Annotated in this window: 21 protein-coding genes, 3 tRNA genes and 2 pseudogenes; 9 read left to right on the top strand and 17 right to left on the bottom strand. The window is 59.3% G+C overall.

Going from position 1 to position 21235, the window contains the following annotated elements; all coding sequences use genetic code 11:
- Positions 1-38 precede the first annotated feature (38 nt).
- The 5 genes from DW029_RS11300 to DW029_RS07525 form a co-directional block, all read right to left on the bottom strand.
- A tRNA-Sec gene (locus tag DW029_RS11300) sits at positions 39-135 on the bottom strand.
- Between the two features lie 62 nt (positions 136-197).
- On the bottom strand, positions 198-497 hold the full coding sequence (locus DW029_RS07540) for a SelB C-terminal domain-containing protein (RefSeq protein WP_118345682.1): 300 nt from the start codon (positions 495-497) through the stop codon (positions 198-200).
- On the bottom strand, positions 461-1795 hold the full coding sequence (gene selB, locus DW029_RS07535) for a selenocysteine-specific translation elongation factor (RefSeq protein WP_118345681.1): 1335 nt from the start codon (positions 1793-1795) through the stop codon (positions 461-463). Before selB ends, DW029_RS07540 begins: the two co-directional genes overlap by 37 nt.
- Positions 1792-2532: a hypothetical protein gene (locus DW029_RS11295; RefSeq protein WP_158572637.1), complete on the bottom strand. Its 741-nt coding sequence runs from the start codon at positions 2530-2532 to the stop codon at positions 1792-1794. The genes selB and DW029_RS11295 overlap by 4 nt, the downstream gene beginning before the upstream one ends.
- Before the next feature lie 185 nt (positions 2533-2717).
- Positions 2718-3554, bottom strand: a complete 837-nt coding sequence (locus DW029_RS07525) for a formate/nitrite transporter family protein (protein WP_118345699.1) — start codon at positions 3552-3554, stop codon at positions 2718-2720.
- Between the two features lie 521 nt (positions 3555-4075).
- Here DW029_RS07525 and DW029_RS07520 point away from each other — a divergent pair.
- The 6 genes from DW029_RS07520 (at position 4076) to DW029_RS07495 (ending at position 9588) form a co-directional block, all read left to right on the top strand.
- Positions 4076-5362 (top strand): tyrosine-type recombinase/integrase, encoded by a 1287-nt coding sequence (locus DW029_RS07520; RefSeq protein WP_158572636.1) that lies wholly within the window; start codon positions 4076-4078, stop codon positions 5360-5362.
- 245 nt (positions 5363-5607) lie between these two features.
- Entirely contained in the window at positions 5608-5835 is a 228-nt protein-coding gene (locus DW029_RS07515) for a hypothetical protein (protein ID WP_118345679.1), read from the top strand.
- 142 nt (positions 5836-5977) lie between these two features.
- Positions 5978-6691 carry a hypothetical protein gene (locus DW029_RS07510; protein ID WP_118345678.1) on the top strand — a complete coding sequence of 238 codons (714 nt, stop codon included), beginning with the start codon at positions 5978-5980 and terminating at the stop codon, positions 6689-6691.
- Between the two features lie 296 nt (positions 6692-6987).
- A complete protein-coding gene (locus DW029_RS07505; RefSeq protein WP_118345677.1) occupies positions 6988-7236 on the top strand; it encodes a helix-turn-helix domain-containing protein in 249 nt (82 codons plus the stop codon).
- Entirely contained in the window at positions 7229-7879 is a 651-nt protein-coding gene (locus tag DW029_RS07500) for a hypothetical protein (RefSeq protein ID WP_118345676.1), read from the top strand. The genes DW029_RS07505 and DW029_RS07500 overlap by 8 nt, the downstream gene beginning before the upstream one ends.
- Positions 7858-9588: a phage/plasmid primase, P4 family gene (locus tag DW029_RS07495; protein ID WP_118345675.1), complete on the top strand. Its 1731-nt coding sequence runs from the start codon at positions 7858-7860 to the stop codon at positions 9586-9588. Before DW029_RS07500 ends, DW029_RS07495 begins: the two co-directional genes overlap by 22 nt.
- Positions 9589-9873: 285 nt before the next feature.
- Here DW029_RS07495 and DW029_RS07490 read toward each other — a convergent pair whose 3' ends face one another.
- The 8 genes and pseudogenes from DW029_RS07490 to DW029_RS11705 form a co-directional block, all read right to left on the bottom strand.
- Complete coding sequence (locus DW029_RS07490) at positions 9874-10179, bottom strand: hypothetical protein (RefSeq protein ID WP_118345674.1); 306 nt, start codon at positions 10177-10179, stop codon at positions 9874-9876.
- Between the two features lie 736 nt (positions 10180-10915).
- Positions 10916-10989 (bottom strand) — tRNA-Gly (locus tag DW029_RS07485).
- Positions 10990-10995: 6 nt separating this feature from the next.
- A tRNA-Pro gene (locus DW029_RS07480) sits at positions 10996-11072 on the bottom strand.
- Between the two features lie 91 nt (positions 11073-11163).
- Positions 11164-12522, bottom strand: coding sequence for a branched-chain amino acid transport system II carrier protein (brnQ, locus tag DW029_RS07475; protein ID WP_118345673.1), 1359 nt, complete (start codon positions 12520-12522; stop codon positions 11164-11166).
- 118 nt (positions 12523-12640) lie between these two features.
- Positions 12641-12937, bottom strand: a complete 297-nt coding sequence (locus DW029_RS07470; protein WP_118345672.1) for a hypothetical protein — start codon at positions 12935-12937, stop codon at positions 12641-12643.
- Between the two features lie 15 nt (positions 12938-12952).
- Positions 12953-13141, bottom strand: a complete 189-nt coding sequence (locus tag DW029_RS07465) for an MBG domain-containing protein (protein ID WP_118345671.1) — start codon at positions 13139-13141, stop codon at positions 12953-12955.
- 5 nt (positions 13142-13146) lie between these two features.
- Positions 13147-13485, bottom strand: a complete 339-nt coding sequence (locus DW029_RS11710; RefSeq protein ID WP_233543838.1) for a molybdenum cofactor biosynthesis protein B — start codon at positions 13483-13485, stop codon at positions 13147-13149.
- 55 nt (positions 13486-13540) lie between these two features.
- Positions 13541-13780: pseudogene (locus DW029_RS11705) on the bottom strand (molybdopterin molybdenumtransferase MoeA); the annotation flags it as partial.
- 340 nt (positions 13781-14120) lie between these two features.
- On the opposite strand from DW029_RS11705, the gene DW029_RS07450 reads away from it, so the two are divergent.
- Both DW029_RS07450 and DW029_RS07445 read left to right on the top strand, forming a co-directional pair.
- Positions 14121-15542, top strand: a complete 1422-nt coding sequence (locus DW029_RS07450; RefSeq protein ID WP_118345670.1) for a chloride channel protein — start codon at positions 14121-14123, stop codon at positions 15540-15542.
- Positions 15543-15626: 84 nt separating this feature from the next.
- On the top strand, positions 15627-16589 hold the full coding sequence (locus DW029_RS07445) for a diacylglycerol kinase family protein (protein WP_118345669.1): 963 nt from the start codon (positions 15627-15629) through the stop codon (positions 16587-16589).
- Between the two features lie 21 nt (positions 16590-16610).
- Here DW029_RS07445 and DW029_RS07440 read toward each other — a convergent pair.
- The 4 genes and pseudogenes from DW029_RS07440 to DW029_RS07425 all read right to left on the bottom strand — a co-directional run.
- Positions 16611-16919: pseudogene (locus DW029_RS07440) on the bottom strand (peptide chain release factor-like protein); the annotation flags it as partial.
- A gap of 156 nt (positions 16920-17075) precedes the next feature.
- Positions 17076-17654, bottom strand: coding sequence for a xanthine phosphoribosyltransferase (locus tag DW029_RS07435; RefSeq protein ID WP_118345668.1), 579 nt, complete (start codon positions 17652-17654; stop codon positions 17076-17078).
- A 156-nt stretch (positions 17655-17810) separates the two neighbouring features.
- Entirely contained in the window at positions 17811-19115 is a 1305-nt protein-coding gene (locus DW029_RS07430; RefSeq protein ID WP_118345667.1) for an MFS transporter, read from the bottom strand.
- A gap of 142 nt (positions 19116-19257) precedes the next feature.
- Positions 19258-20541, bottom strand: coding sequence for an O-acetylhomoserine aminocarboxypropyltransferase/cysteine synthase family protein (locus DW029_RS07425; RefSeq protein ID WP_118258969.1), 1284 nt, complete (start codon positions 20539-20541; stop codon positions 19258-19260).
- 233 nt (positions 20542-20774) lie between these two features.
- Here DW029_RS07425 and DW029_RS07420 point away from each other — a divergent pair, with 233 nt between their 5' ends.
- The gene (locus DW029_RS07420) at positions 20775-21221 is read left to right on the top strand and encodes a C-GCAxxG-C-C family protein (RefSeq protein ID WP_117734986.1); all 447 of its coding nucleotides are present in this window, start codon (positions 20775-20777) and stop codon (positions 21219-21221) included.
- The last annotated feature ends 14 nt before the right edge of the window (positions 21222-21235 follow it).

Raw genomic sequence — 21235 nt, 5'->3', positions numbered from 1 at the left:
GGGACAGGCACCTTTGTGGTGGTTTTGGCGAGATGCGTTGGCGGGAACGTATGCGAATCGAACACATCCAAGACGTTTTGCACGCCTCGCAACGGTTTTGAGGACCGCGGGGCCAACCGGGGCCCATCCGTTCCCAAGCGTGGCGGTATTTTACCAAACCGAACAGACCACAACCGAAAAGAGCGATGCGGAAACCGCTAGCGCAGCGATCTCAGACCGCCGGCCTCCTTGTCGAGCACTGTAAAGCGCACGGCATCCAGGTGCTCCAAGATGCTAATGGCTCGCTTGCGCGATACGCCCAGGGCTTCGCGCAGCACACTCGTGGTGGCAGCGCCGCTGGCAGCCTCGATAGCCGTCGCAACAACCCCACGCGCATGAGCCTCGGCGGCGGCGGACAAGGCAACGTCACGCTCGACCTTAACGATCGAGCGGTTGAGCGAAAGCTCGCGCAGGGCGCGCGTCATGGTGTCGCGATCGAGCTGAAGCTGCTCGCCCACCTCGGGAAGCGTCGGCGCATTAAGACCAGCCTCGTCCAGCAGGGCAACGATACGCTGGCCAGCCTCGCGTACCACGCGTATCGCCGCAGCAGCGGAATGCGGGTCGAACACCTCGGCGCCGTCGACGGCGCACACGCCGCGCGCTCCCCCGCCGACAGAGCCCGCGCGCGGCGACGGTGCGAAAGCAGGACGCGTCCGCCACCAAGCAGCGAAACTGGCGAATACGACAGAATGACGGCCTGATCGCCGACGCGCAACGGCAGCGGCCGTTCCAGGCGCACCTGCACCACACGCGTCTCGCCGACCGCAATAGGCGGCTCGTCGTCCAAAAGCATAATGCGGCCGAGCACCTCGGCCGTGCCCGCCATGACGTGCATGCGCGTACCCGAAGCAAGAACGCCGGATCGCACGCCATCGCGCCCCACATATGTCAGTTGCATCAAAAAGCGCAGCGTCTGGCCCACGCGACCCTCGACGCCGAGCATCTCGCCGCGCTTGAGGCCCGCCACACCATCGCCCACCAGGTTCAGGGCGACGCGCTGGCCGGGAACCGCGCACTGGGTATCCCCGTGAACCTGCCCCCCCCCGCGCACGCGACAACACGTTTGCGACGGCAGCGCAACGAGCTCATCGCCAACCGAAACGGGACCGTCGTGCAGCGTACCCGTCACGACGGTTCCGGTGCCGCGGATGCTAAAGCAACGGTCGATGGGAAGACGGGGCGCGGCGCCCGAGCCCACGACTGCCTCCAGGTGCTCCGACCAGCACGAGCAAACCGCGTTATCGAGCACCGTAAGCAGCTCGTCCAGGCCCTCGCCCGTCTTGGAGGACACCGGCACTATCGACGCCCCAGCAAACACGGTCCCGTCCAGAAACGCCTCGACATCGAGCTCCGCCAGCGTGGCAATCTCGTCGTCGGCCAAATCGCGCATCGTGAGCGCGACGACCATGCGCGTCACACCCAACAGCTCCAGAGCCCGAACGTGCTCGCGGGTCTGCGGCATCACGCCCTCAACGGCCGAAACCACCAACAACGCAACGTCCACGCCGGTGGCGCCCTGCACCATAGCGCGCAGATAGTGCGCATGCCCGGGCACGTCGACCAAGCCGACAATCTTGCCACCGGGAAGCTCGAGCTCGCCAAAGCCGAGCTCTGTAGTCATGCCTCGGCGGCGTTCGACCTCCAAACGGTCGGGATTTTTGCCGGTCAGCGCCTCGATAAGGGCCGACTTTCCGTGGTCGACGTGTCCCGCTGTTCCAACGACAACGGGACACTCGACAAGCTCGCGCGCCGTCATCGGCGCAAACCTGCCCGCACGGCATCCGCCAACGCAGACGCGCACAGGTCAAGGTCGGTGTCGCGCAAAAGCGTGCGAACGTCAAACAGCACCTGGTCGTGCCGCACGCGTGTCACGACCGGCGTATCGGGCTCCTGAACCAAGGCGCGCTTGAGGCCATCGGCGGATAGGCGCCCATCGACAGGGCAGACGGCAACGCAAAATGTTGGGGGCTCGACAGTCGGCAGCGATCCGCCGCCGGGAGTAGAGGCGCCCTCGACAACCTGCAGCTCCACGGCCTCTTCGCACTGAGCCTCGCGAAGCTTGTGCAGCAGACACGCGGCGTGCTCTTTGCGGCCCCCACGGGCACAGGTCGCGACGTCATACTCAAGCGTGCTGTAGCCGCGGGCGACATCGGTCACCGCCTGCACCGCTGCGGGAGCAAGCGGAGCGCGGCCCAGATTGGTGTGAATCACAACGCCCGTCGCGTTGACGGCAGGGCGCAGGGTCGGCAGCGACAGTCGGTGGCACCGCTGCTCGATGGCCAAGGCGAGCTCACGCTTATTCCTAGCGGGGGTGCCAGAGCGGATCGCCTCGCGCTCGGCATCGAGCTCGGCATCAATCGCCTCGCGCACAATCATGTCGCCCGCATCGCCGGCAGCCTTCATAACCGGCCACTCGGCCAGCAGCTCGTGAGCGGCGGGAATGGAGCGCAGGCGGTCGCGCACCTCGGCAGGCATGGATTCGCAGTCGCTCATGGAAAGCCTTTCGACATGTTCAATAAAAAGCGGGTCCCCTTTGGTCGTCATCGGCCAAAATGTGACGAGACGTATGCAAAAGGGACAGGTCCATTATGGCAGCTCGCGACAAGACGGCGAAGCGCCTCGTCCAAAACCTGCCAAAATAAACCTGTCCCTTTTTGGTCGGTTATGGGTTGGGTCCTTTAGGCCTCTTTATTGGTGTAAATAAACCAGTAGCCCAGCGCCACGATCAGGGCGCCGCCCACGATATTGCCCAGCGTGGCGACCGAAAGGTTGAGCGCCAGCCCGGCGGCGTTGAGGGCATCGGTGCCGGCGACATCGGCTCCATAGCCGCAGGAATGCATCAAAATGCCCATGGGCAAAAAGTACATGTTGGCAACGCAGTGCTCAAAACCGCAGGCCACAAAGGCAGCGATAGGCAGCAAAATGCCCACGACCTTATCGACCACGGTCTTGCCAGCAGTGCCGATCCATACGGCCAGGCAGACAAAGATGTTGCACAGAATGCCGCGGAAGAAGATGGTAACGGCGTCGATCGTAACCTTACCGGCGGCGACGCTCACCATGGTGTTGGCGACGGCCTCGCCGTTGAGCTTATAAATAGCTGCCATGTAAATCAAAAAGACAACGAACAGGGCGCCGGCAAAGTTGCCGATCCACACAATAGCCCAAGCCTTGAGCATCTGGACGAGCGTGATCTTTTTGCTCTTAAGCGCGCAGACCATAAGCGAGTTACCGGTAAACAGCTCCGCGCCGCAAATGAGCACGAGCACCAGTCCCAGGCAAAAAGCAAAACCGCCCACGAAGCGCTGGGCGCCCCAGCCAAGCGTGGGGTCGCTCAGAAAGACCGTGAAGAACAGGCCGCCGAAGGCGATAAACGCGCCGGCGAACATGGCGAGCAAAATGGCCTTCGAGACCGGCAGGCTGGCCTTGGCAACACCGGCAGCCTCGGTCTTGGCCTCGATTGCGGCGGGCGCCAGGCAGTCGGGAGTGGGATATTCTGCCTTACTTTGTGCCATGGCAATCACTACTTTCGTACGATGTGGGACTAACATTGGTCATAAACATGTCCCGCGAAGATGGGCAAAAACAAACGCGAGCCAAATTAGCATATTGGCCTGCGATTATATAGCTTGGAGCGGGCGACGGGAAGTCCAAGGATTTGCTTCGCAAATCCTTGTTTCGCTGCGGGCCTTCGGCCCTTGCGTGCTGCGCTGGAAAATGCTCACGCATTTTCTCAGCTCCGCACCCTGACGGGTTCGATTCCCGTCGCCCGGCGCGTAAACGAAAACAGCTCTGATTCCCAAAGGAAACCAAAGCCGTTAAAACAATTCTTATGGAGCGGGCGACGGGAATCGAACCCGCGTCATCAGCTTGGAAGTGTTGCGACTTTTTGCACCAAGCCGTCTACCTGCGCAAACGCGGACGCTCTACCTGCTATTTCTCTGTCTATTGCGTCTAATTCGTCTATGTTTTATAGTCCAGTCAACGCATGTTGTGTCATATGTGTGTCATACGTTGTGTCATGAGAGGACTGGATATGTGCGAGCTGTCACCTGCGGAAACGTATTACGGATACGCTCTGAAACAGTACGAAACTAAGGACAGAGCTGGAACAATCACGGGTTATAAGTGGCGTGCTGTCTACTACTACAAAGGAGAGGACGGAAAGCGCCACCAAAAGAACGTCACCCTAAAGACCGAGGGGCGCGACAAGGGACGCTCAAAGCAGGTCGAAAAGGCGGCGAACCAAGAAGCCGAAGCAATCCGCCAACAGCTCAACGAACAGGTAACCAAAGACCCCCACAGCGGCGAGACGGTAGCCGAGTATTTCGGGAAGTACGTGGAGGAACGCGCAAACAGCATCGAGCGTTCATCAGCCAACGAGCTAAGGCGCATACTCAAAAGCTATATCGCGCCCAGCATCGGTAAAATCGAGCTGGACGAGCTGACCCCAGACGATGTGGCGGCGTGGGTTACGAAGCTCAGCAAGGACTATGCACCCTCCACAGTGAAGAAGTGCCTAACCAACCTGCGTTCTGCCATGAAACAGGCTGTAGACCGCGACAGGCTCGTTAAAGACCCCACGCGCGGCGTTAAGAACCCTCAGCAGGCGCATAGGAACCCCAACGCCCTCGATGCAAAGGGACGTGCCAAGGCAGCGCAGTTCATCGCCCTAGACCCCGCGAAGCCGCTTAACGTTGGGTTTGCCCTAGCAATGTATATGGGTTTGCGCGAGGGCGAGATATGCGGTCTAACGTGGAAGTGCGTTGACTTGAACGAAGGAACCGTAAGCATCGAGCGCACCATAGGGCGTGACGGCTCCAAATGGTACGTAAAGGAACCCAAGACGGGTGGCAGCAGGCGCGAGCTGTACGCGCCCTCTATCATCGCCGACATGCTCACGGCGCGCCTGGCCAACGCCAAAGCCGAGTGCCTAGAGTTGGGCGTTCCGTTCGATGAAAACATGTACGTGACGGGTGGCGCTGACGGCTCGTTTATGCAACCCCACTATCTTTCGCATAGGTGGAGGATTGCGGCTGACGCTCTGGAGCTTATCGGTACGGAGGGCAACCGCCCAACGTTTCATGACCTGCGTCACACGTTCGCAACGGCGGCGGTTACGGCAGGCACGGATATTAAGACCGTGGCGAGCATGATGGGGCACGCCAACGCAGCTATGACGCTGAACATATACGCGAGCGCCGACAAAGAAGCCAAGAAGCGCGGCGCGGCTGTAGTTGAGCAGGCGTACATGGCAGACGTTGCCCAGCACGCTAAGGACGGCTCTGTTATCGAGTTCGGCAAGACTGGAACAGAGAACTAGGCAGGGAGCATCATGGATAGCAAGGCGGCGAGCGCTACCGCGTGGGTTCTAGACGATACCGAGATGAAAGAGCTACGGGGTTCCCTGCACAGCTTGGAGACGATAGCCGTCTTCTTGGAGGGTTCGACAGCGGCGTAACGCTCGAAGGTTATATGTTGGGCGATATAGCGGAACTGATAGACAGGGAGCTAAGGCGCGTCAGAGAAGCGGTAGACAACGCAAAGGCAAACTAAGAAGGGAAAGACATGGAAACCAAGGCGGCAAGCACACTCACGAAAAAGGATGCGGCTCAACTGATGGGCGCGGCGCTCCACCTCGAAGCCCTATCGGAGCTAATGCGGGGCTACTCCCCAGAACAGGGGGGGCTAGGCGAGGTCAGCGTTAAGGCGCTGGGGGCAGACCTAATGACGAGCGCGGACGCAATCCTAGACGTGCTGGAACGCGCTGGGAGCGCCAAGCAGGATATAGAATAGATAACGCAAAGGGGCGTTCGGGGAAAGGAACCGAGCGCCCCATTACTTAGGAACAACCCCCGCGCGAGGTTCTAGAAAAGAGCGGGGATGTATGGACCCATTGTACTCCACCACGCGGACATGGGTTTTACGAGGTGGAGCCATGCAGAAGGGCAGCGACAAGGAACTAACGGAACGGCTCGCGGCGGCGCTTTCGGGCTACCCAATCAGGGACGATAGACACCCTTTGGCAGACCAACCGAAAGACCGATTGTATGACGCGCTCTGCTGGACGCTTGGCGATTCAGAGCGTTCGGATCTAGTTAAACATTTCGCCAAGTTCATCGACGTTAGCGTTCAAGCCATGCGCGGATACCTAAACGATTCAACGGGCATAACAAACGTACGCCTTGCACAAATAGCAGACTGGGCGGCTAGAGCGCAGGTTATGAATGAATCGAACTATGCTGACGAGCTGATTAACGCTACCGATACCCCTATGTTCGGCTTTGAAGCCACCAAGCAAAAGCGCTACGACATGGGTTATCGGCTGTTCATATCCAACCTGTTTGGACTGACCCCTATCGACCTAGAGAAGATTAAGCGCCTGGAACTAATCAGGGCGGCGCTGACTTGCAGCACCGAGGAATTGGACGCGCTGACCGCGACCGTGCGCCTTATGCCCACGCAGCGGAGCGACTACCCAGCTAACCCCATCACAAACGAGGGCGTAACTATGAGCGGGGCGGCTGTTGAAGTTCTCCCCCATGCGCTCGAAAGCATCGAACGCGAGCTACCACCGCTGAAAGAATGGGCGCAATCGTCCGTTGACTGGGCAAAGGCGAACAAGACTAAGTCGCTCGATATTCCGTTCTAGCCACGCCGATATGAAGATATGTTGAACCCCAAAAATACTTTTTAGCGGCTCAGGCGCTGTCCCCGAAAGAGGGCGGCGCTTTTTTCTTTCGCGGCTCCAAGGAATCAACGGGGCAGGGCAAGAGGACGAAACTAAACAACCCTAATTTCTTTCGCCAACCCCTACCAGGCGCAGCATATCCCCAGCTAAACATGTCCGTTTCTTTGTCTATAGTCCGAGTTGTCATGACGCAGCTAACAGAAGCCGAGAACGCTGGACGCGGCTCCATCGGCGCATATCCGAAGGGACTAATAGCAATGCGAACGCCGAAAAAAGGAATCACCGATGCCGACCTAATCACGGCTGCAATCGAGGGCAACGCGCCCGTAGTAGACGCAAACACGGCGGCGGCTATCTTGGCTTGTTCCCCGCGCACCGTCTGCCGTATGTGCGAGCAGGGTAAGTTGAAGTCGTTAAAGGTCATGGGCATGTGGCGCGTCAACAAGGCGGCTCTGTTCGAGTTGGCGGGTATGCCCATCACGGCAGGCGCTACCGACCATGAGTAGCGCAGAGCTGTACGGGGTCGCATACTATCGCGGGGAGAAGATAGCGACGTACGGCGAGGACGATGGGACCGACCGCAAAACGCTCGACCTACAGACCCCTGTTCTTCTAGACCCCACCCGACACAGCAGCAAGCCCACAGGCGGCGAGGTGGCGGCTATCAGCAGGCGAATAATCCAACCCGCTAACCTATACCGCCCGAACGTTGAGACACTAGCAAAAGCAATTTCGTGCGGCTATACGGTATGCGGCGGCATATGCGTTGGCAAGCGTTCCCCTAATTGCTGGAAGTCACAGCAGGTGTGGTGCATAGACATAGACAATGACGCAGCAACAAAAGAACGGGGTTACGACCCCTTGCCCTACACAGAAGCCGTACTAAGGGCGTTCAGGGCTAACTTGCCTTTGGTCATTAGTTATCTGACTTTCAGCAGCAGCCCAGACCCCTACGCCCCCGCCGATAGTGAGCGATACAGGCTCATGTTCAGACGCGGCACGGAGACGAGCGACCCAGAAGAAGCGGCGGCGTTCGGCGCGGCGCTGTTGGCAACGTACCCAGAAGCCGACCAATCCACCGCGCAATCAAACAGACTGTTTTTCGGAACCGATAAGGAGGTCATAGCTTGGAATCGACCACTGGTTTAGAGCCGACCCATAGCCCAAACTACCAAGGATACAAACTGCCCGAGCGTATTTCAGAGGGCGAACGCAACCGGCAACTTTATTCCTATGCCAGCAAGCTCCAAGCCCAAGAGTATAGCGATGATGATATAGAACGGATGGTAAAGCAGGCTAACGGCGAGAGGTGCAACCCGCCTGTAACAGAGTGCGAAGTCGCGCGTATCGTGAGAAACGCAACAAGCCACCCCAAGGGTCGTGACCCCGAATACGAAAAACGCAACGAGGGTTCTAGCGATACGAAACAAGCGGGGCTAGAGCTACCCAAAAGTATTAACGACAGGTCGCTATCAAGGCTGTTCGGCGAGCGCTACCGCGACCGTCTGCGATGGGTTAAAGAAACGCGATGCTGGTATTGCTACGATGGAACACGCTGGGCTGACGGCACGTCAGGCGGCAACGAGCTTGCCGAGGGCATGATGAAAGAGTTCGTGGGTGACCTGTGCATAGCAGCGGCAACATGCAGCGACCCAGACCAACGCGTTGTCAACATGAAAGCGGTAGCCAAGTATAACGACAGCACCAAACGCCGAAACTTGCTAAGGGACAGTCACAACGAACTTAGCACCAGTATCAAAGAGTTCGATACCGACCTCAAACTCATAAACTGCCGCAACGTGACCGTAGAACTTGGGGCTGTGATAAAGACCCATCCGCATACGCCTAAAGACATGCTCACGAAAGTAGCGGGGTGTGACTACGACAAAGACGCGGGACACGGGCAATGGGACAAGTTCCTATCAGAGACTTTCAAAGGACGCGAGAAAGTCATACCGTTTTTTCAGGAGCGTATGGGTCTAGCCCTCGCAGGTGATACCTCACGTGACTGTTTCTATCTTGCAATCGGTCAGACCAGAACGGGCAAGAGCACGACCGTGAACACAATCAAAAACGTGTTCGGAGAATACAAGACAACAGCTGACGCGGCAACGTTCACGGAAAGCAGCAGAAGGGCGCAAAACGCATCGCCAGATTACGCTTGTTTGCGCGGCGCGCGTCTAGTAGACGTTCCCGAACTCGCAGAAGGCATGATACTCGATATTGCCTTGGTAAAGCGAATCACAGGCGGCGATGAGCTGACCGCGCGAGCGCTCAGGCAAGACCCCATTACTTTTACGCCCATATGCACACTAATCATGCCGACAAACTTCAAGCCGCGTATGAAGGATGAAACCCTGTTCACCTCAAAGCGCGTGGTGATCCTACCGTTCTACAACACGCGGGGCGAAAACGAACAGGATTACGGGCTTGAACAGAGGATGTGCGAACCCAAGTTTGCAAGCAGTGTCCTCAATTGGATTATCGAGGGATACCAAAGAGCTGTGACAATTGGCAGCAAGGTTCCCGACATATGCGAAGAGCTCGCAAACGACTATTCAAGGGACGAAGATATTATCGGCGCGTTCATCGAGGACGAATGCACCGAAGTTGACGGGATTATGACAGATGGCTCGATGATATACAGCAGATATAGGGCGTGGAGCATAGATAACGGTTATCAGCCAGCCAGTGCCAACAACTTCTATAAGAGGTTGGTTAGAAGGGGATACCGAAGGAGCAGCGGAAGGGTTGAGACTGGTTCGGGAACGAAGTCAGTACGCAATCGTATACATGGGCTGACGCTCAGATATGGCGGCTGTGACGATGTGCGCGATAAACCCGCTTTTCGGTCATAACCCTATAAGAAATTACTTTTGAATAATGACCGCTATATATCTAAAGCGTCACAGTATTTATTATCTTCGCAGGTAGATAGCCGTTTTTAGGTGTGACGCTTTTTTAGCTCAAGCCCGACCAAAAGCCCTATCGCGCCCTCGCAGCAACAGCGGGGGCGTTTTTCTATGGCGACAGCTTGCTGAAAAAGACCCCATACTGACACACAGAAGGGGTCTAAAAGCCGCGGCACGCGGCGGTTACGAATGGGGCTATCGTTATACCAATCACGCCAAGCGGCGCGGGGTTCAATCGTTTGCGGGTTCGTCGTACAGGTCCATACCGTCTAGCAGCTCGTCTAGGCCGTCGGCAATACGACTGCAAGTCTCGCGCCACCGACGCGGGGCGTTCGTCGCTAGGTCCCTAAAGGCGTTGACGTCTGACCTTAGTTGGGCCGTTGCCGCTAGTACCTCCTTGCCATGAGGGGCAACGTACTCGACAAGGATACCGTCCCTATAGGCTGCCGTCCGGCATTTCCCACCGCAGTACAGCGACGTTCGGCGCTTGGCCTTGTACAGTTGCCCGCAGTATGCGCACCTTTTCACTATGGTCATGAGGTCTCCAATCCATCCGGTTACAAGATGCTTGGATGATATGGCCGCGTTCCCCCGCCGCGTCACAGTCGCGTTACAGGTCGCCCGTTTGTAAGGGAATTAGCGTTTCATGAAACGGTAAAGCGTTAGCCCGTTCTGGGGTACTTTGTAAAGGAATTAGCGTCGCTGCGACGGTAAAACCCGACGCCCGTTTTAGCCACTTTGTAAGGAAAATAGCGTTACACGTAACGGTAAAACCCCAATGACCTATCGGGGCGTTCCGTAACAGTTGCGTTACCGACTTCCATTTTCGTAGCGATAAAAAAATCAGGGCGGGATGCTGGGTAGCCGTGATGTTGTCTCGTGATTCCACCCCTCCCACCCATCGGGGCGGCGCAGAGCAGCCGTTCAGCCGCGCTCTGATGGGTCTATGGGTCGGTGAGGATTCATCTCCTGGAGGGCAAGCCAAGCGGCTATCGAGGGCAGCGCCACCCGCGCCCAATCGCAAACGGACGGCATATGACACAGCCATGACACAACGTATGACACAAAGAAGGGGCAAGAGCGGAACCGTCCCGATTCATTGCGCCACAATATCTAGCTAATTATCATCGCGCCCAGACCGTTCACGGCTCCATATCGACCGTCTAACAGCCCGAAGGTGTGTCATATCTGTGTCATGGGCGTGTGTCATGAGCTAATTTCGGCATAAAAAATCGCAAGCCAAATAAGTACTTTGACCTGCGATTATATTACTTGGAGCGGGCGACGGGAATCGAACCCGCGTCATCAGCTTGGAAGGCTGGGGTTCTACCATTGAACTACGCCCGCAAGATATGGTCGGGACGACAGGATTTGAACCTGCGACATCCTGCTCCCAAAGCAGGCGCGCTACCAAACTGCGCCACGTCCCGAAGGTGTTGAGCAGCTAAGGTCTAAACCTTGCGTGTCCCAAAGCGAAGGAAATTATAGGGGAGACTCCCCGCCTGTGCAAGTGACGATACCCTAGCTCCTCGAATGTGCGACAAACCGGCTGTGGAGCAGGCCGATCACAAACGCCACCACGGCAACCGGCGCCCACGCGGCTCCAATGTCTGCCAGCGGCAGCGCATCGAACGGCAGCCACGCGCCCGTAAAGAACGCATCGCGGACCGAGGTGATCACGCTCTGGACCGCGACAACGCCGCCGACCCAGACCCACACCTGCGGATGCGCGTCGCAAAAACCGTGCACCAGACCCATAAGCACCAGCACGATGGCGACGGGGTACAGGGCGTTGAGCATGGGCACCGAGAACAAGAGGATTACGTCGAGACCCACGTTGGAGAGCACGCACGAAAACGCCGCGAACACAAAGGCGAGAACCGCAAAGGGACGGCGCATGGCCTCCTCGGAAGCCTCCGCTCCCCCTTTGACCACATACGTCTCGCAGAAATAGCGCGAACAGCAGCTGATGAGCCCGATGCACACGTTCATGCAAGCGAGGAAGAAGATCGCAAAGACCACGACCGTGCCGGCAAGGCCAAAATGCATGGAGGCAGAGCGAGCGAGGATGGCGGCGCCATTGGTGGCATCGGGCATCACGGTGCTGAGTTGCGTGCCGGCAAGTGCTAGGCCGCAGTAGATGATGGCCATGAGCACACCGGCGATCACGCCGGAGCGCGAAATCTCGAAGGCAACGCGCTTGTCATCGGTAACGCCCAGCTCGTGGATAGTCTCGGCGATGATGATGCCAAAGGCGAGCGAGGCGAGCAGGTCCATGGTCTGGTAGCCGGTCAAAAAGCCCTGCACGGCAGCGCCGGCATTATAGGGAGCCTGCGGCGCGGCAGCGGGACCCAGCGGCGAGACCACGGCGGCACCCACGACCAACACGATAAGGGCGATGAGCGCGGGGCCCGTAATACGGCCGAGCACGCGCGTGATGACGCCGGGACGCAGCGTGAGCGCAAATGCGACGATAAAGAATCCGACAGCGAACACCAGGCGAGCCGTGGCGAGCGAGACGCCCTCGGGCAGCAGCGGCACCAGCATCTCGAAGGCTGTTGAGCTTGTGCGCGGAATGGCCAAGCACGGGCCGATGGCCAGATACACCGCCGCGACAAAGAATTCGCCAAACTTGGGGTGCACGCGGCCGGCAAGCTCGCGCGCCGTTCCGGCAAGTGCCACGGCGATAAAGCCCATGACGGGCAGGCCGATGGCGGCGATGAGAAAGCCGAGCATGGCGACCGGCGTGGCAGAACCTGCCTGTAGCGCCAGCAGCGGCGGAATAATGAGGTTGCCGGCACCAAAGAGCATCGAGAACAGGGCAATGCCGACAGTGAGGACATGGTCGGAGCGCAGGCCGCGGGGAGCGGATGAGGCCATGGGACCACCTTTCGAGTCGAGACAAAAACGGGACGGGCAAAAGACCCGTCCCGCAAGTATATATGCTTTAGCAGACTAAATCGTGCAAAGCTTCAATCTAGCCACCCCTTTTGAGCCGTTACGCGTCCGAGCGACGACGACGCAGCAGCTCGAGCGCTATTGCGATAAGCGCAACGGCGCCCGCAGCCACGGCGACTGCCAATGGCGCGTGATCGCCCGTATCGGCGAGCTGCTGAGCGCCCGACTTGGACGAAGCCTTCTGTCCGGGGTTTTCCGCACCATCGCCCCTTGCCTTATCGGCTGCGGAGTCAGCCGAACTACCTGGTTTTGCCGGATCCTTTGAATCCGGCCGCTCGGAATCGGGCGTCCCGGGCTTATCCGGGTCCGGGTTGCCGGGCTCCGGCTTCTTCTTCACCGTCAGCGTACCGAGCTAAACCGTGACATCAAAGTTCGGGTCGGTGACCGTCGCCTCGATCTGGTACTCGCCCGCCGGGGAACTCTCATCGGCGACGCAGGAGTACTCGACCTTCACGCCCGAAGTGTCAACCGCACTCTCCAGGCTCGAGGTAAACGCTGGGTTCGTCTCTCCCTCGAAGCGCTCGGTGTCGTCAACCTTCACCGTTACTAGATTATGCTTTCGCGCGAATAATGTTTATGATAAATATCTCTCGCCTGATAATTTTCTTTTACCAATAACCACGAGACGGCCCGCACTGTCGCTGCATAAAAAGGCGGAGCAGCCCGTAAGGTTACTCCGCCGCAGGTGAGCACGACATTGGCGTGGCACTCATCGGCGGCTTCCACAATGGCATCACCGATTTCGCTGACGTCGTCGCGCACAACCACATGTGAGGCGACCCTCCATCCCTGCGCCTCGATAAGCTCCTCGAGTGCGGCACCTGCCTCGTCCTGGGCAAGGTCGCGCGTATCCGAGCACGTCACGATCGAAATCTTCAACTCCATAGCATTCCTCCTGCAGCACGGTACCCTCGGGCAGATCGACGCGGACAACATCCACGACATCTCCCGCCTTGTGCTCACACGGCCCTTCGTCAATACGCAGCAGGCAGTTGGCCCGCTGCATCGTGCCGAGTAGCGCCGAATTCTGCGTCTTGGCCTCGGTCACCAGCAGCTCACCGGTCTCGGGGTCGCGCAAAACCGTGGTGCGATCGAAGAAGCGTCGGTCCTGGCGCTTCTTCACGCCGTGCGTCAATATCGCCTGCTGCACGGGACGCGTACCCTCGGCAAAGCCGCGCATCTTGCGGATCGCGGGGCGGGCGAGCATCTCAAAGCCCACATACGCCGCCGCGGGATTGCCCGAAAGCCCCAAAACCGGCTTGCCCCCAAGCAGGCCAAACGTGATGGCCTTGCCGGGACGCATCGAGATGCGATCTTACATGCCACGGCGCGCAACGGCGGCGCCGATTCTTTATGTTTGGTTCAGTATAATCCCCCGCTGCCCGCTCAAGACATGGCCCGCAACGGCAAATACACCTGTCGGCTACGCGCCTCTCGTAACAGATCCGAAACCTGCCAATCGCCTTGAGACTGAGGGCGCCGTCCTATAATGCATGCATCACAACAAATAAGAGGACGTTATGGCTTTTATCGATAAACGTGAAAATACACTCGACCCGCCTGATGACGCCCGTCAGGACAAAGACGGCAGAACCTTCTCTCCGGCCGACTTGATCATCAGCGGTCGCAACCAGCTCACCCGCTCTGAGCAGCTCTTGGCCGCCGACACGCGCCGCAATGCCCGTAACATGCTCGCGAGTGCCAAGCTGCTCGCGCTCGTCGTTTTCGTTTCGCTCGCCATGGGCGTTGCCGCCTGGGCGTTTTTGGCCTCGCTGGATATCGCGACCGATTATCGAGAGCACCATGCGTGGGTCTACGCCCTGCTCCCCGTCGTGGGCGTGGCCACCGCGTGGGTCTACAAGAACCACGGTCTTGCCGCCAAGCGTGGCAACAACCTGGTCATCGACTCCGCTCTGGGCACACGCCTCATCCATATGCGCATGGCCGTCCTCACCTTCGTCTGCTCCACGCTCACGCACCTAACGGGCGGATCGGCCGGTCGCGAGGGAGCCGCAGTGCAGATTGGCGGCACCATCGCCAGCAACATCTCGAGCCTCGCCCACCTCAAAAAGCATGACCACCATGACCTCATGCTCGCCGGCATCTCGTCGGCCTTTGGCGCCGTATTCGGTTCGCCCCTTGCCGGAGCTTTCTTTGGCATGGAGATGTGCTTTATCGGCAAGATCGACTACACCGCGGGCATCTACTGCCTGGTCGCCTCGTTTACCGGCTACTTTACGTCACTCGCTATGGGCACCCAGTACGAGAGCAACGTCATCGCCAGCGTTCCCGACATGACGCCCAGAACGGTTGCCATCGTCGTTATCGGAGGCATTATCTTTGGCCTGACGGCACGTCTCTTTGCCTGGTCGGTTCGAACCGTCAAAAGCCTGTACGGTCGCTTTATCACCAACTACCTTGCTCGCGCACTCGTGGGCGCGCTCGTGGTGCTCGCGGCCTACGCGATACTCGACGCCTGGGACTACGCCGGCCTTTCCACGTGGCTTTCCGGCGCCGGATTTGCAGGCAACACCACCCTGGCGGACGCAGTCATCAAGTTGGTCGTCACAGCGCTTACCCTGGGCGCGGGCTTCCAAGGCGGCGAGGTTGCGCCCCTGTTTGGCATCGGTGCGGCGCTCGGCGGATGGATTGGCTGCCTCGCCGGACTCGACCCGAGCTTTATGGCGGCCCTCGGCATGCTCGGCGTCTTCTGCGCCGGCCTCAACGTGCCCATCACCACCTGCATGATGGCTATCGACCTGTTCCATGGAACGGCCGCGGGCTTCTTTGTCATCGTCTCGTTTATTAGCTATCTCGTTGGCGGACACCGCGGCGTATATCCCGCGCAGCGCATCATCTCACCCAAACGCCGTTCGCTTATTGTGGACGAGGGCGGCACGGTGGCAGATGCTATCGAGCGCCACAACGACCTGATAGAGTAGACGTAGTAATCACCGTGCAGCCACAATCGGGCAATTCGACCTGAACGCGGCAGCACCGTCACGCTACACGCTGGGAGTCGCCCCATGCACGCAACTGATTTTGGTCGCACGCTCATCATCGCCAACCCCGCTGCCCAGTCGGGCGCGGCGCGCGAGGTTGCCGAGCGCCTGCAACGCTTTTTGGACATGACGGCGCGCGCGTCCCAGTTTGACTTGGTGCTGACCGAGCGCATGGGGCATGCCAAGGAACTTGCCGCACAGGCCCAGGGCTACCGCACGGTTATCGCACTCGGCGGCGACGGCGTGATCCACGAGGTTGTCAATGGGCTCATGGCGCAGGAAGAGGCCATCCGTCCCGCCCTTGCCGTCCTGCCCGTGGGCTCCGGCAACGATTTTGCCCAGACGCTCGGGATCGACGATTTCTCAGGTAAGGATTTTGGCGCGCTGCTCACCTGCGAGCTACAGCGCCAGGACATCGGGCGCATTCGCTCATGGAATCCCGCAAGCGGAAGCGGCGAGGCCTCGGTGGAGTACTACGACCAGACGCTCTCGGTCGGCATCGATGCCGCTATTGGCCTGGGCACCACAGAGTTGCGCAAGAAGACCGGCTTGACGGGTGCTCCGCTCTACACTCTCTCAGGGCTTGAACAGTTTGGCCTGCGCTATCATAACTACCCCATGACGGTCACCTTTGACGGCGCCCCCGCCGAGCGCGTGCGGGCGATTATCATGGCGATTCAGCTGGGCCCCACCTACGGCTCGGGCTATCGCATCTGTCCCGATGCCGACCCCTGCGACGGCATACTCGACGTATGCTACGCCTGCGGCCCCGTCCCCCGCGCGGTTGCCCTACCCATGTTTCTTTCGGCCAAGGACGGCCACCACACCAAGCTGCCGCCGGTTCGTATGCGCCGTTGCTGCCATGCCGAGCTCACCTTCGAGCAGCCCGATTACCCCATCCAAGCTGACGGCGAGCCCGTTGTCGCCTCGCGCATCGAGGTCGACGTCCTCGGCGGCGCCCTCCAAGTTTGGCACCCCACCCGCTAGCAAGACCAGTGGAACAAGCGACTACTCGTCCCTGCCCGGCTTGCGTCGGTTGGCCTTTTTAATGGCATTGAAGTGCTTATCGTTGAGCCTGCGCTGGCGAGAGCGCTGGGGCACCTTGGTCTTTACGCGCCGGCACGGTGGACGCCCGCGACGCTCAAGCTCGGCGCGCAGCTTGCGCAGGCAGCTCGCGCGATTTTGGAACTGACTACGGCTTTCGCGCGCCGTCACGGTAATCCCTGTGGGCACATGCTTCATGCGCACCGCCGAGTCCGTCGTGTTCACGCCCTGACCGCCCGGACCTGTCGCGCGAAACACCTGCACCTCGCAATCGCGCGCCAACTCCTCAGCCGACATCGCGGCATAGCCCGCATACTCGCGCCATCCCATCTTGTTCTCATCCATATCAACACCTCCCCTCATACAAAAAAATGTGACAAAGGGACAGTCCCTTTGTCACATCGCATACCAATCGCTTGTGTTGCGCGCTTAGGCGAAGGTGATCTCGCCGGTCTCGCAGTCCATATCGGCGATACGGGCCAGGCTCTCAACGCGGAAGCCACGCTCGCGGAGCTTATCGCCACCGCCCTGGAAGCCCTTCTCCACCGCAATGCCAATGCCGGATACCTCGGCACCCGCAGCCTCGCAGATCTTGATAAGACCCTCAAGCGCGCAGCCGTTGGCCAAGAAGTCGTCGATGATCAGGACCTTGTCGCCCTCGGACAGGAAACGCTTACCAACGATGACCGGGTACTCCTTTTGCTTGGTAAAGGAGTAGATGGTCGTGGCATACTGCTCGCCGTCGAGGTTGATGGACTGCGCCTTCTTGGCAAAGACCACCGGCACACCGCCAAAATGCTGAGCCGCGATGCAGGCCATGCCAATGCCCGAAGCCTCAATCGTCAGGATCTTGTTGATCTCGACGCCCTCGAACAGACGGGCCCACTCGGCGCCCATGTGGTCAAACAGCTCAACGTCGCACTGGTGATTGAGGAAGGCATCAACCTGAAGGACGTTACCGGCCTTTACGATGCCGTCATGGCGAATACGATCCTCAAGCTCCTGCATGAGGCAACCCCTTCTCGCGGCAAGGATGCCGCGCGATTAATAAACGTTGTTCGGTAGTCTACCACGGACCGACCCCCGCCCGCCCCACAAGCCACATCGCACCACAAACCAGTCTTTTGGGACGGCGCGAATCGTGGCAGACAGCCCCTCAACACACTAATGGCGGGCGCGTATCCTCACCAAACGCACCATGGCGAGCGCAAAGCCCGCTGCCGCCACAGCCATGAGCACGTAGAATACCGAGCGAAAACCAAACAGGAACACATCCGGACGACCTGCAACAATACTGGTCACGGCCTCGCCCATCGCCACGCTCATCTGCCCATACAGGATATGCGATGCCGCTGTAATGCCCACTGCCATACCCGCATAGCGCGCCAGGCTACCCAGGCTGCCCGCAAAGCCGAGCGCTTCGCGCGGAGCCGAGCCCATATACAGCGAGTTATTGGGGCTCTGGAAAATCGACGTACCGCACGACATAAACGCGACGCAACACACGATCACAGGGATGGAAGAGTGCTCGTCGAGCGTGCTTACCGCAAAAAGACCGCATACGTACACGCCTAGGCCGACCGCCGTGGGACCCTCGCAGCCAACACGGTCCGAAACCGTACCCGAAAGCGGGCCGATAAAGGCATTCACCATCGGCAGCGCCAAAAAGAGCAATCCGGAAATGCCGGAACCAAAGCCGTGGGCATCCTGAAAATAGAACGGCAGGATAAACTCTGATGCGCCAATACCAACGAACACGATGAGCATGCAGGCGAGGTTGATGGTGAAGGCCGAATTTGCAAAGCAGCGACGCGCGGCCTCCGCCAGCGACATGGGACGCTCGCCGGCCTCCGGCTTAACATGCGGTAGCGTGTAGAGCCCCACGATAAACGAGATGACGCCAATGGGCAGGTTGATGAGGAAGATACTCTCCCAGGGAAAGCTTGCCACCAGCATGCCACCCAGCACGGGGCCACACATCATGCCGAGGGCCACGAAGGTCGCGAGAATACCCATGGCACGACCGCGCTCGCGCGCCGGAAACGACTCGGTGATGATACCCATGTTGTTGGCCATTGCCGCCGCGCAGCCGACGCCCTGCACAATGCGTGCCAGAATAAGAACTTCGAGCGAACTCGAAAGGCCGCAAAGCAGCGAGCCGGCCGTAAAAACGATTACACCCAGCTGGAATACGCCCACCTTGCCGCGCACGTCGCCCAAGCGGCCAAACGGCAGCATAGCCACGCATGTCGCAAGCAGGTACACCGAGCTCACCAACTGGATGTGGTCGAGGCCCACGCCCAGCTCCTTTTGCATCACGGGCAACGCCACGGTCACGACGGTCGAATCCAGACACGACATAAACGTCATGATGAGCACGGTAAACAGAATCGCCCATTTGTTCTTGCCATGGGTGTCGCCTTCTAGGGCAATGTGCTCGCGGCGCAGCTGCCCTGCAGTTTTCTCCATATCCATCCTTTCGAGTGGCCCAACGCAAAAAACGGGGCCCCGATCGCCTGCAAACAGCCGCGATTGGGGTCCCGCCTACGGAATCGGAACGAAAGGTCGCCGAAGCTTTCTGCCAGTATCGGCGACTTATGCGAACGCTAGCCTAGCACTGCTCGAGCGCCTGCTCAAGGTCGGCAATCAGATCCGCCGTGTCCTCGAGGCCGCACGAAAGGCGCACCATGTCGGCGGAGATGCCACAGGCGATGAGCTCCTCATCGTTCATCTGACGATGCGTGGCGTTAGCGGGATGCAGGCAGCAAGTGCGGGCGTCGGCCACGTGCGTGGCAATCTGGGCGAGCTTGAGGCTCTTCATAAAGGTCTCGGCCGCCGCGCGACCACCGTTAAAGCCAAAGCTCACGACGCCACAAGTACCGTTGGGCATGTACTTCTGAGCCAGGTCATAGTACTTGTCGCCCTCCAGACCCGGATAGCTCACAAAGCGCACCTTGGGATGGCTCTGCAGGAACTTAGCGACCGCTAGGCCGTTCTCGCAATGACGCGGCATGCGCACATGCAGGCTCTCGAGCGAGCTGTTCAAGAAGAACGCCGCTTGCGGGTTCTGCATGGGGCCAAGGTCGCGCATGAGCTGCGCGGTGGCCTTGGTAATGAAGGCACCCTCGCGACCGAACTTCTCGGCATACGTCACGCCGTGGTAACTCTCGTCGGGCGTGGTGAGACCCGGGAACTTGTCCGCATGGGCCATCCAGTCAAACTGGCCGTGGTCGACGATCACGCCGCCCAGGTAGGCAGCGTGTCCATCCATGTACTTGGTGGTAGAGTGCGTAACGATGTCAGCGCCCCACTCAAAGGGACGGCACATCACGGGCGTCGGAAAGGTGTTGTCGACCATCAGCGGCACGCCATGGTCATGCGCAGCCTTGGCAAAGCGCTCAATATCGAGCACGGCAAGGGCGGGGTTGGCGATCGTCTCGCCAAAGACGAGCTTGGTGTTGGGCTCAAAAGCAGCCTCGAGCTCCTCGTCGGTGCAATCGGGAGCGACGAAGGTGCAGGTGACACCCATACGACCCATGGTATGGGCGAGCAGGTTGTAGGTACCGCCGTAGATGGCAGAACTGGCGACCACGTGATCGCCGGCGCCGGCCACGTTAAAAATCGCAAGGAAGTTAGCAGCCATGCCCGAGCTCGTGAGCATCGCGGCGGTACCGCCCTCCATCTCGCAAATCTTGGCGGCAACCAGATCGCACGTGGGATTCTGCAGACGGCTGTAGAAGTAGCCCGACTCCTCCAGGTCAAACAGCTTGCCCATGTGCTCGGACGTGTCGTACTTCCACGTGGTTGACTGGTAGATAGGCACCTGACGCGGCTCCGCATCACCCGGGCGATAACCGCCCTGAACACATGTAGTACCGATGGTCTGCTCGCTCATATCCGACTCCCTTACTTGGGTTTTGTTTTATTCGGTTCACGATACCGCTACCCCGCACCCCTCTCAACCCATCCCGCCGATAGGTTATGGGACAAATTAATCAGGTTTATTTGTCCCAAATCTTAAGAAAGCGTTCGATGGCGAAAAACAATAAGATATGCGCTGGGGTCTCGATGAGTGCGTGCGCCAGCAAGGGTACCATAGGCAGGTACACCGTGATCAAGGAGACAACGATGAAGCAAATCGATACTGCCCAGCTCGACGCCGCCGCCTGCCAAGCTCAGGCTGCCGAATACCACGCCCGCGGTTTTAACTGCGCACAGGCCGTCGCCTGCACGCTCGCGCCTGCCGTCGGACTCGACCCCCAGGTCGCCTTTACCCTCACCGAGGGCTTTGGCGCCGGCATGGGCGGTATGACCGAAACCTGCGGCGCCATCTCGGGCGCCGTGGCCATCATGGGCTTTGTAATGAGCGACGGCATGGAAAACCCCAAGTCCAAGGGCAAGACCTACAAGCTGTCGCGCGAGATCGCCAAGCGTTTTGGCGAGAAGAACACGACGACCGTCTGCGGCACGCTCAAGGGCATCGGATCGGATAAGGGTCCGCTCCGCAGCTGCCCCGGCTGCATCGACGATGCCGTCGAGATCGCCTGCGATATGCTAAAGCAGCTCGCCGAGTAAACGGCAGCAACAGA

Origin of the sequence: Collinsella sp. AF38-3AC, from assembly GCF_003474365.1 — a bacterium.
Classification (GTDB): Bacteria; Actinomycetota; Coriobacteriia; order Coriobacteriales; family Coriobacteriaceae; genus Collinsella.
Note: the sequence above shows the minus strand (reverse complement) of the source record. Positions and strands in the feature narration are given on the sequence as shown.

Coding starts and splice junctions, on each gene's coding strand:
- DW029_RS07490 (WP_118345674.1), bottom strand. CDS start 10,179: ATGACCATAGTGAAAAGGTGCGCATACTGCGGGCAACTGTACAAGGCC.
- selB (WP_118345681.1), bottom strand. CDS start 1,795: ATGACGGCGCGCGAGCTTGTCGAGTGTCCCGTTGTCGTTGGAACAGCG.
- DW029_RS07450 (WP_118345670.1), top strand. CDS start 14,121: ATGGCTTTTATCGATAAACGTGAAAATACACTCGACCCGCCTGATGAC.
- DW029_RS11295 (WP_158572637.1), bottom strand. CDS start 2,532: ATGAGCGACTGCGAATCCATGCCTGCCGAGGTGCGCGACCGCCTGCGC.
- DW029_RS07420 (WP_117734986.1), top strand. CDS start 20,775: ATGAAGCAAATCGATACTGCCCAGCTCGACGCCGCCGCCTGCCAAGCT.
- DW029_RS11710 (WP_233543838.1), bottom strand. CDS start 13,485: ATGGAGTTGAAGATTTCGATCGTGACGTGCTCGGATACGCGCGACCTT.
- DW029_RS07505 (WP_118345677.1), top strand. CDS start 6,988: ATGCGAACGCCGAAAAAAGGAATCACCGATGCCGACCTAATCACGGCT.
- DW029_RS07445 (WP_118345669.1), top strand. CDS start 15,627: ATGCACGCAACTGATTTTGGTCGCACGCTCATCATCGCCAACCCCGCT.
- DW029_RS07515 (WP_118345679.1), top strand. CDS start 5,608: ATGGAAACCAAGGCGGCAAGCACACTCACGAAAAAGGATGCGGCTCAA.
- DW029_RS07430 (WP_118345667.1), bottom strand. CDS start 19,115: ATGGAGAAAACTGCAGGGCAGCTGCGCCGCGAGCACATTGCCCTAGAA.
- DW029_RS07500 (WP_118345676.1), top strand. CDS start 7,229: ATGAGTAGCGCAGAGCTGTACGGGGTCGCATACTATCGCGGGGAGAAG.
- DW029_RS07525 (WP_118345699.1), bottom strand. CDS start 3,554: ATGGCACAAAGTAAGGCAGAATATCCCACTCCCGACTGCCTGGCGCCC.
- DW029_RS07510 (WP_118345678.1), top strand. CDS start 5,978: ATGCAGAAGGGCAGCGACAAGGAACTAACGGAACGGCTCGCGGCGGCG.
- DW029_RS07425 (WP_118258969.1), bottom strand. CDS start 20,541: ATGAGCGAGCAGACCATCGGTACTACATGTGTTCAGGGCGGTTATCGC.
- DW029_RS07435 (WP_118345668.1), bottom strand. CDS start 17,654: ATGCAGGAGCTTGAGGATCGTATTCGCCATGACGGCATCGTAAAGGCC.
- brnQ (WP_118345673.1), bottom strand. CDS start 12,522: ATGGCCTCATCCGCTCCCCGCGGCCTGCGCTCCGACCATGTCCTCACT.
- DW029_RS07520 (WP_158572636.1), top strand. CDS start 4,076: ATGTGCGAGCTGTCACCTGCGGAAACGTATTACGGATACGCTCTGAAA.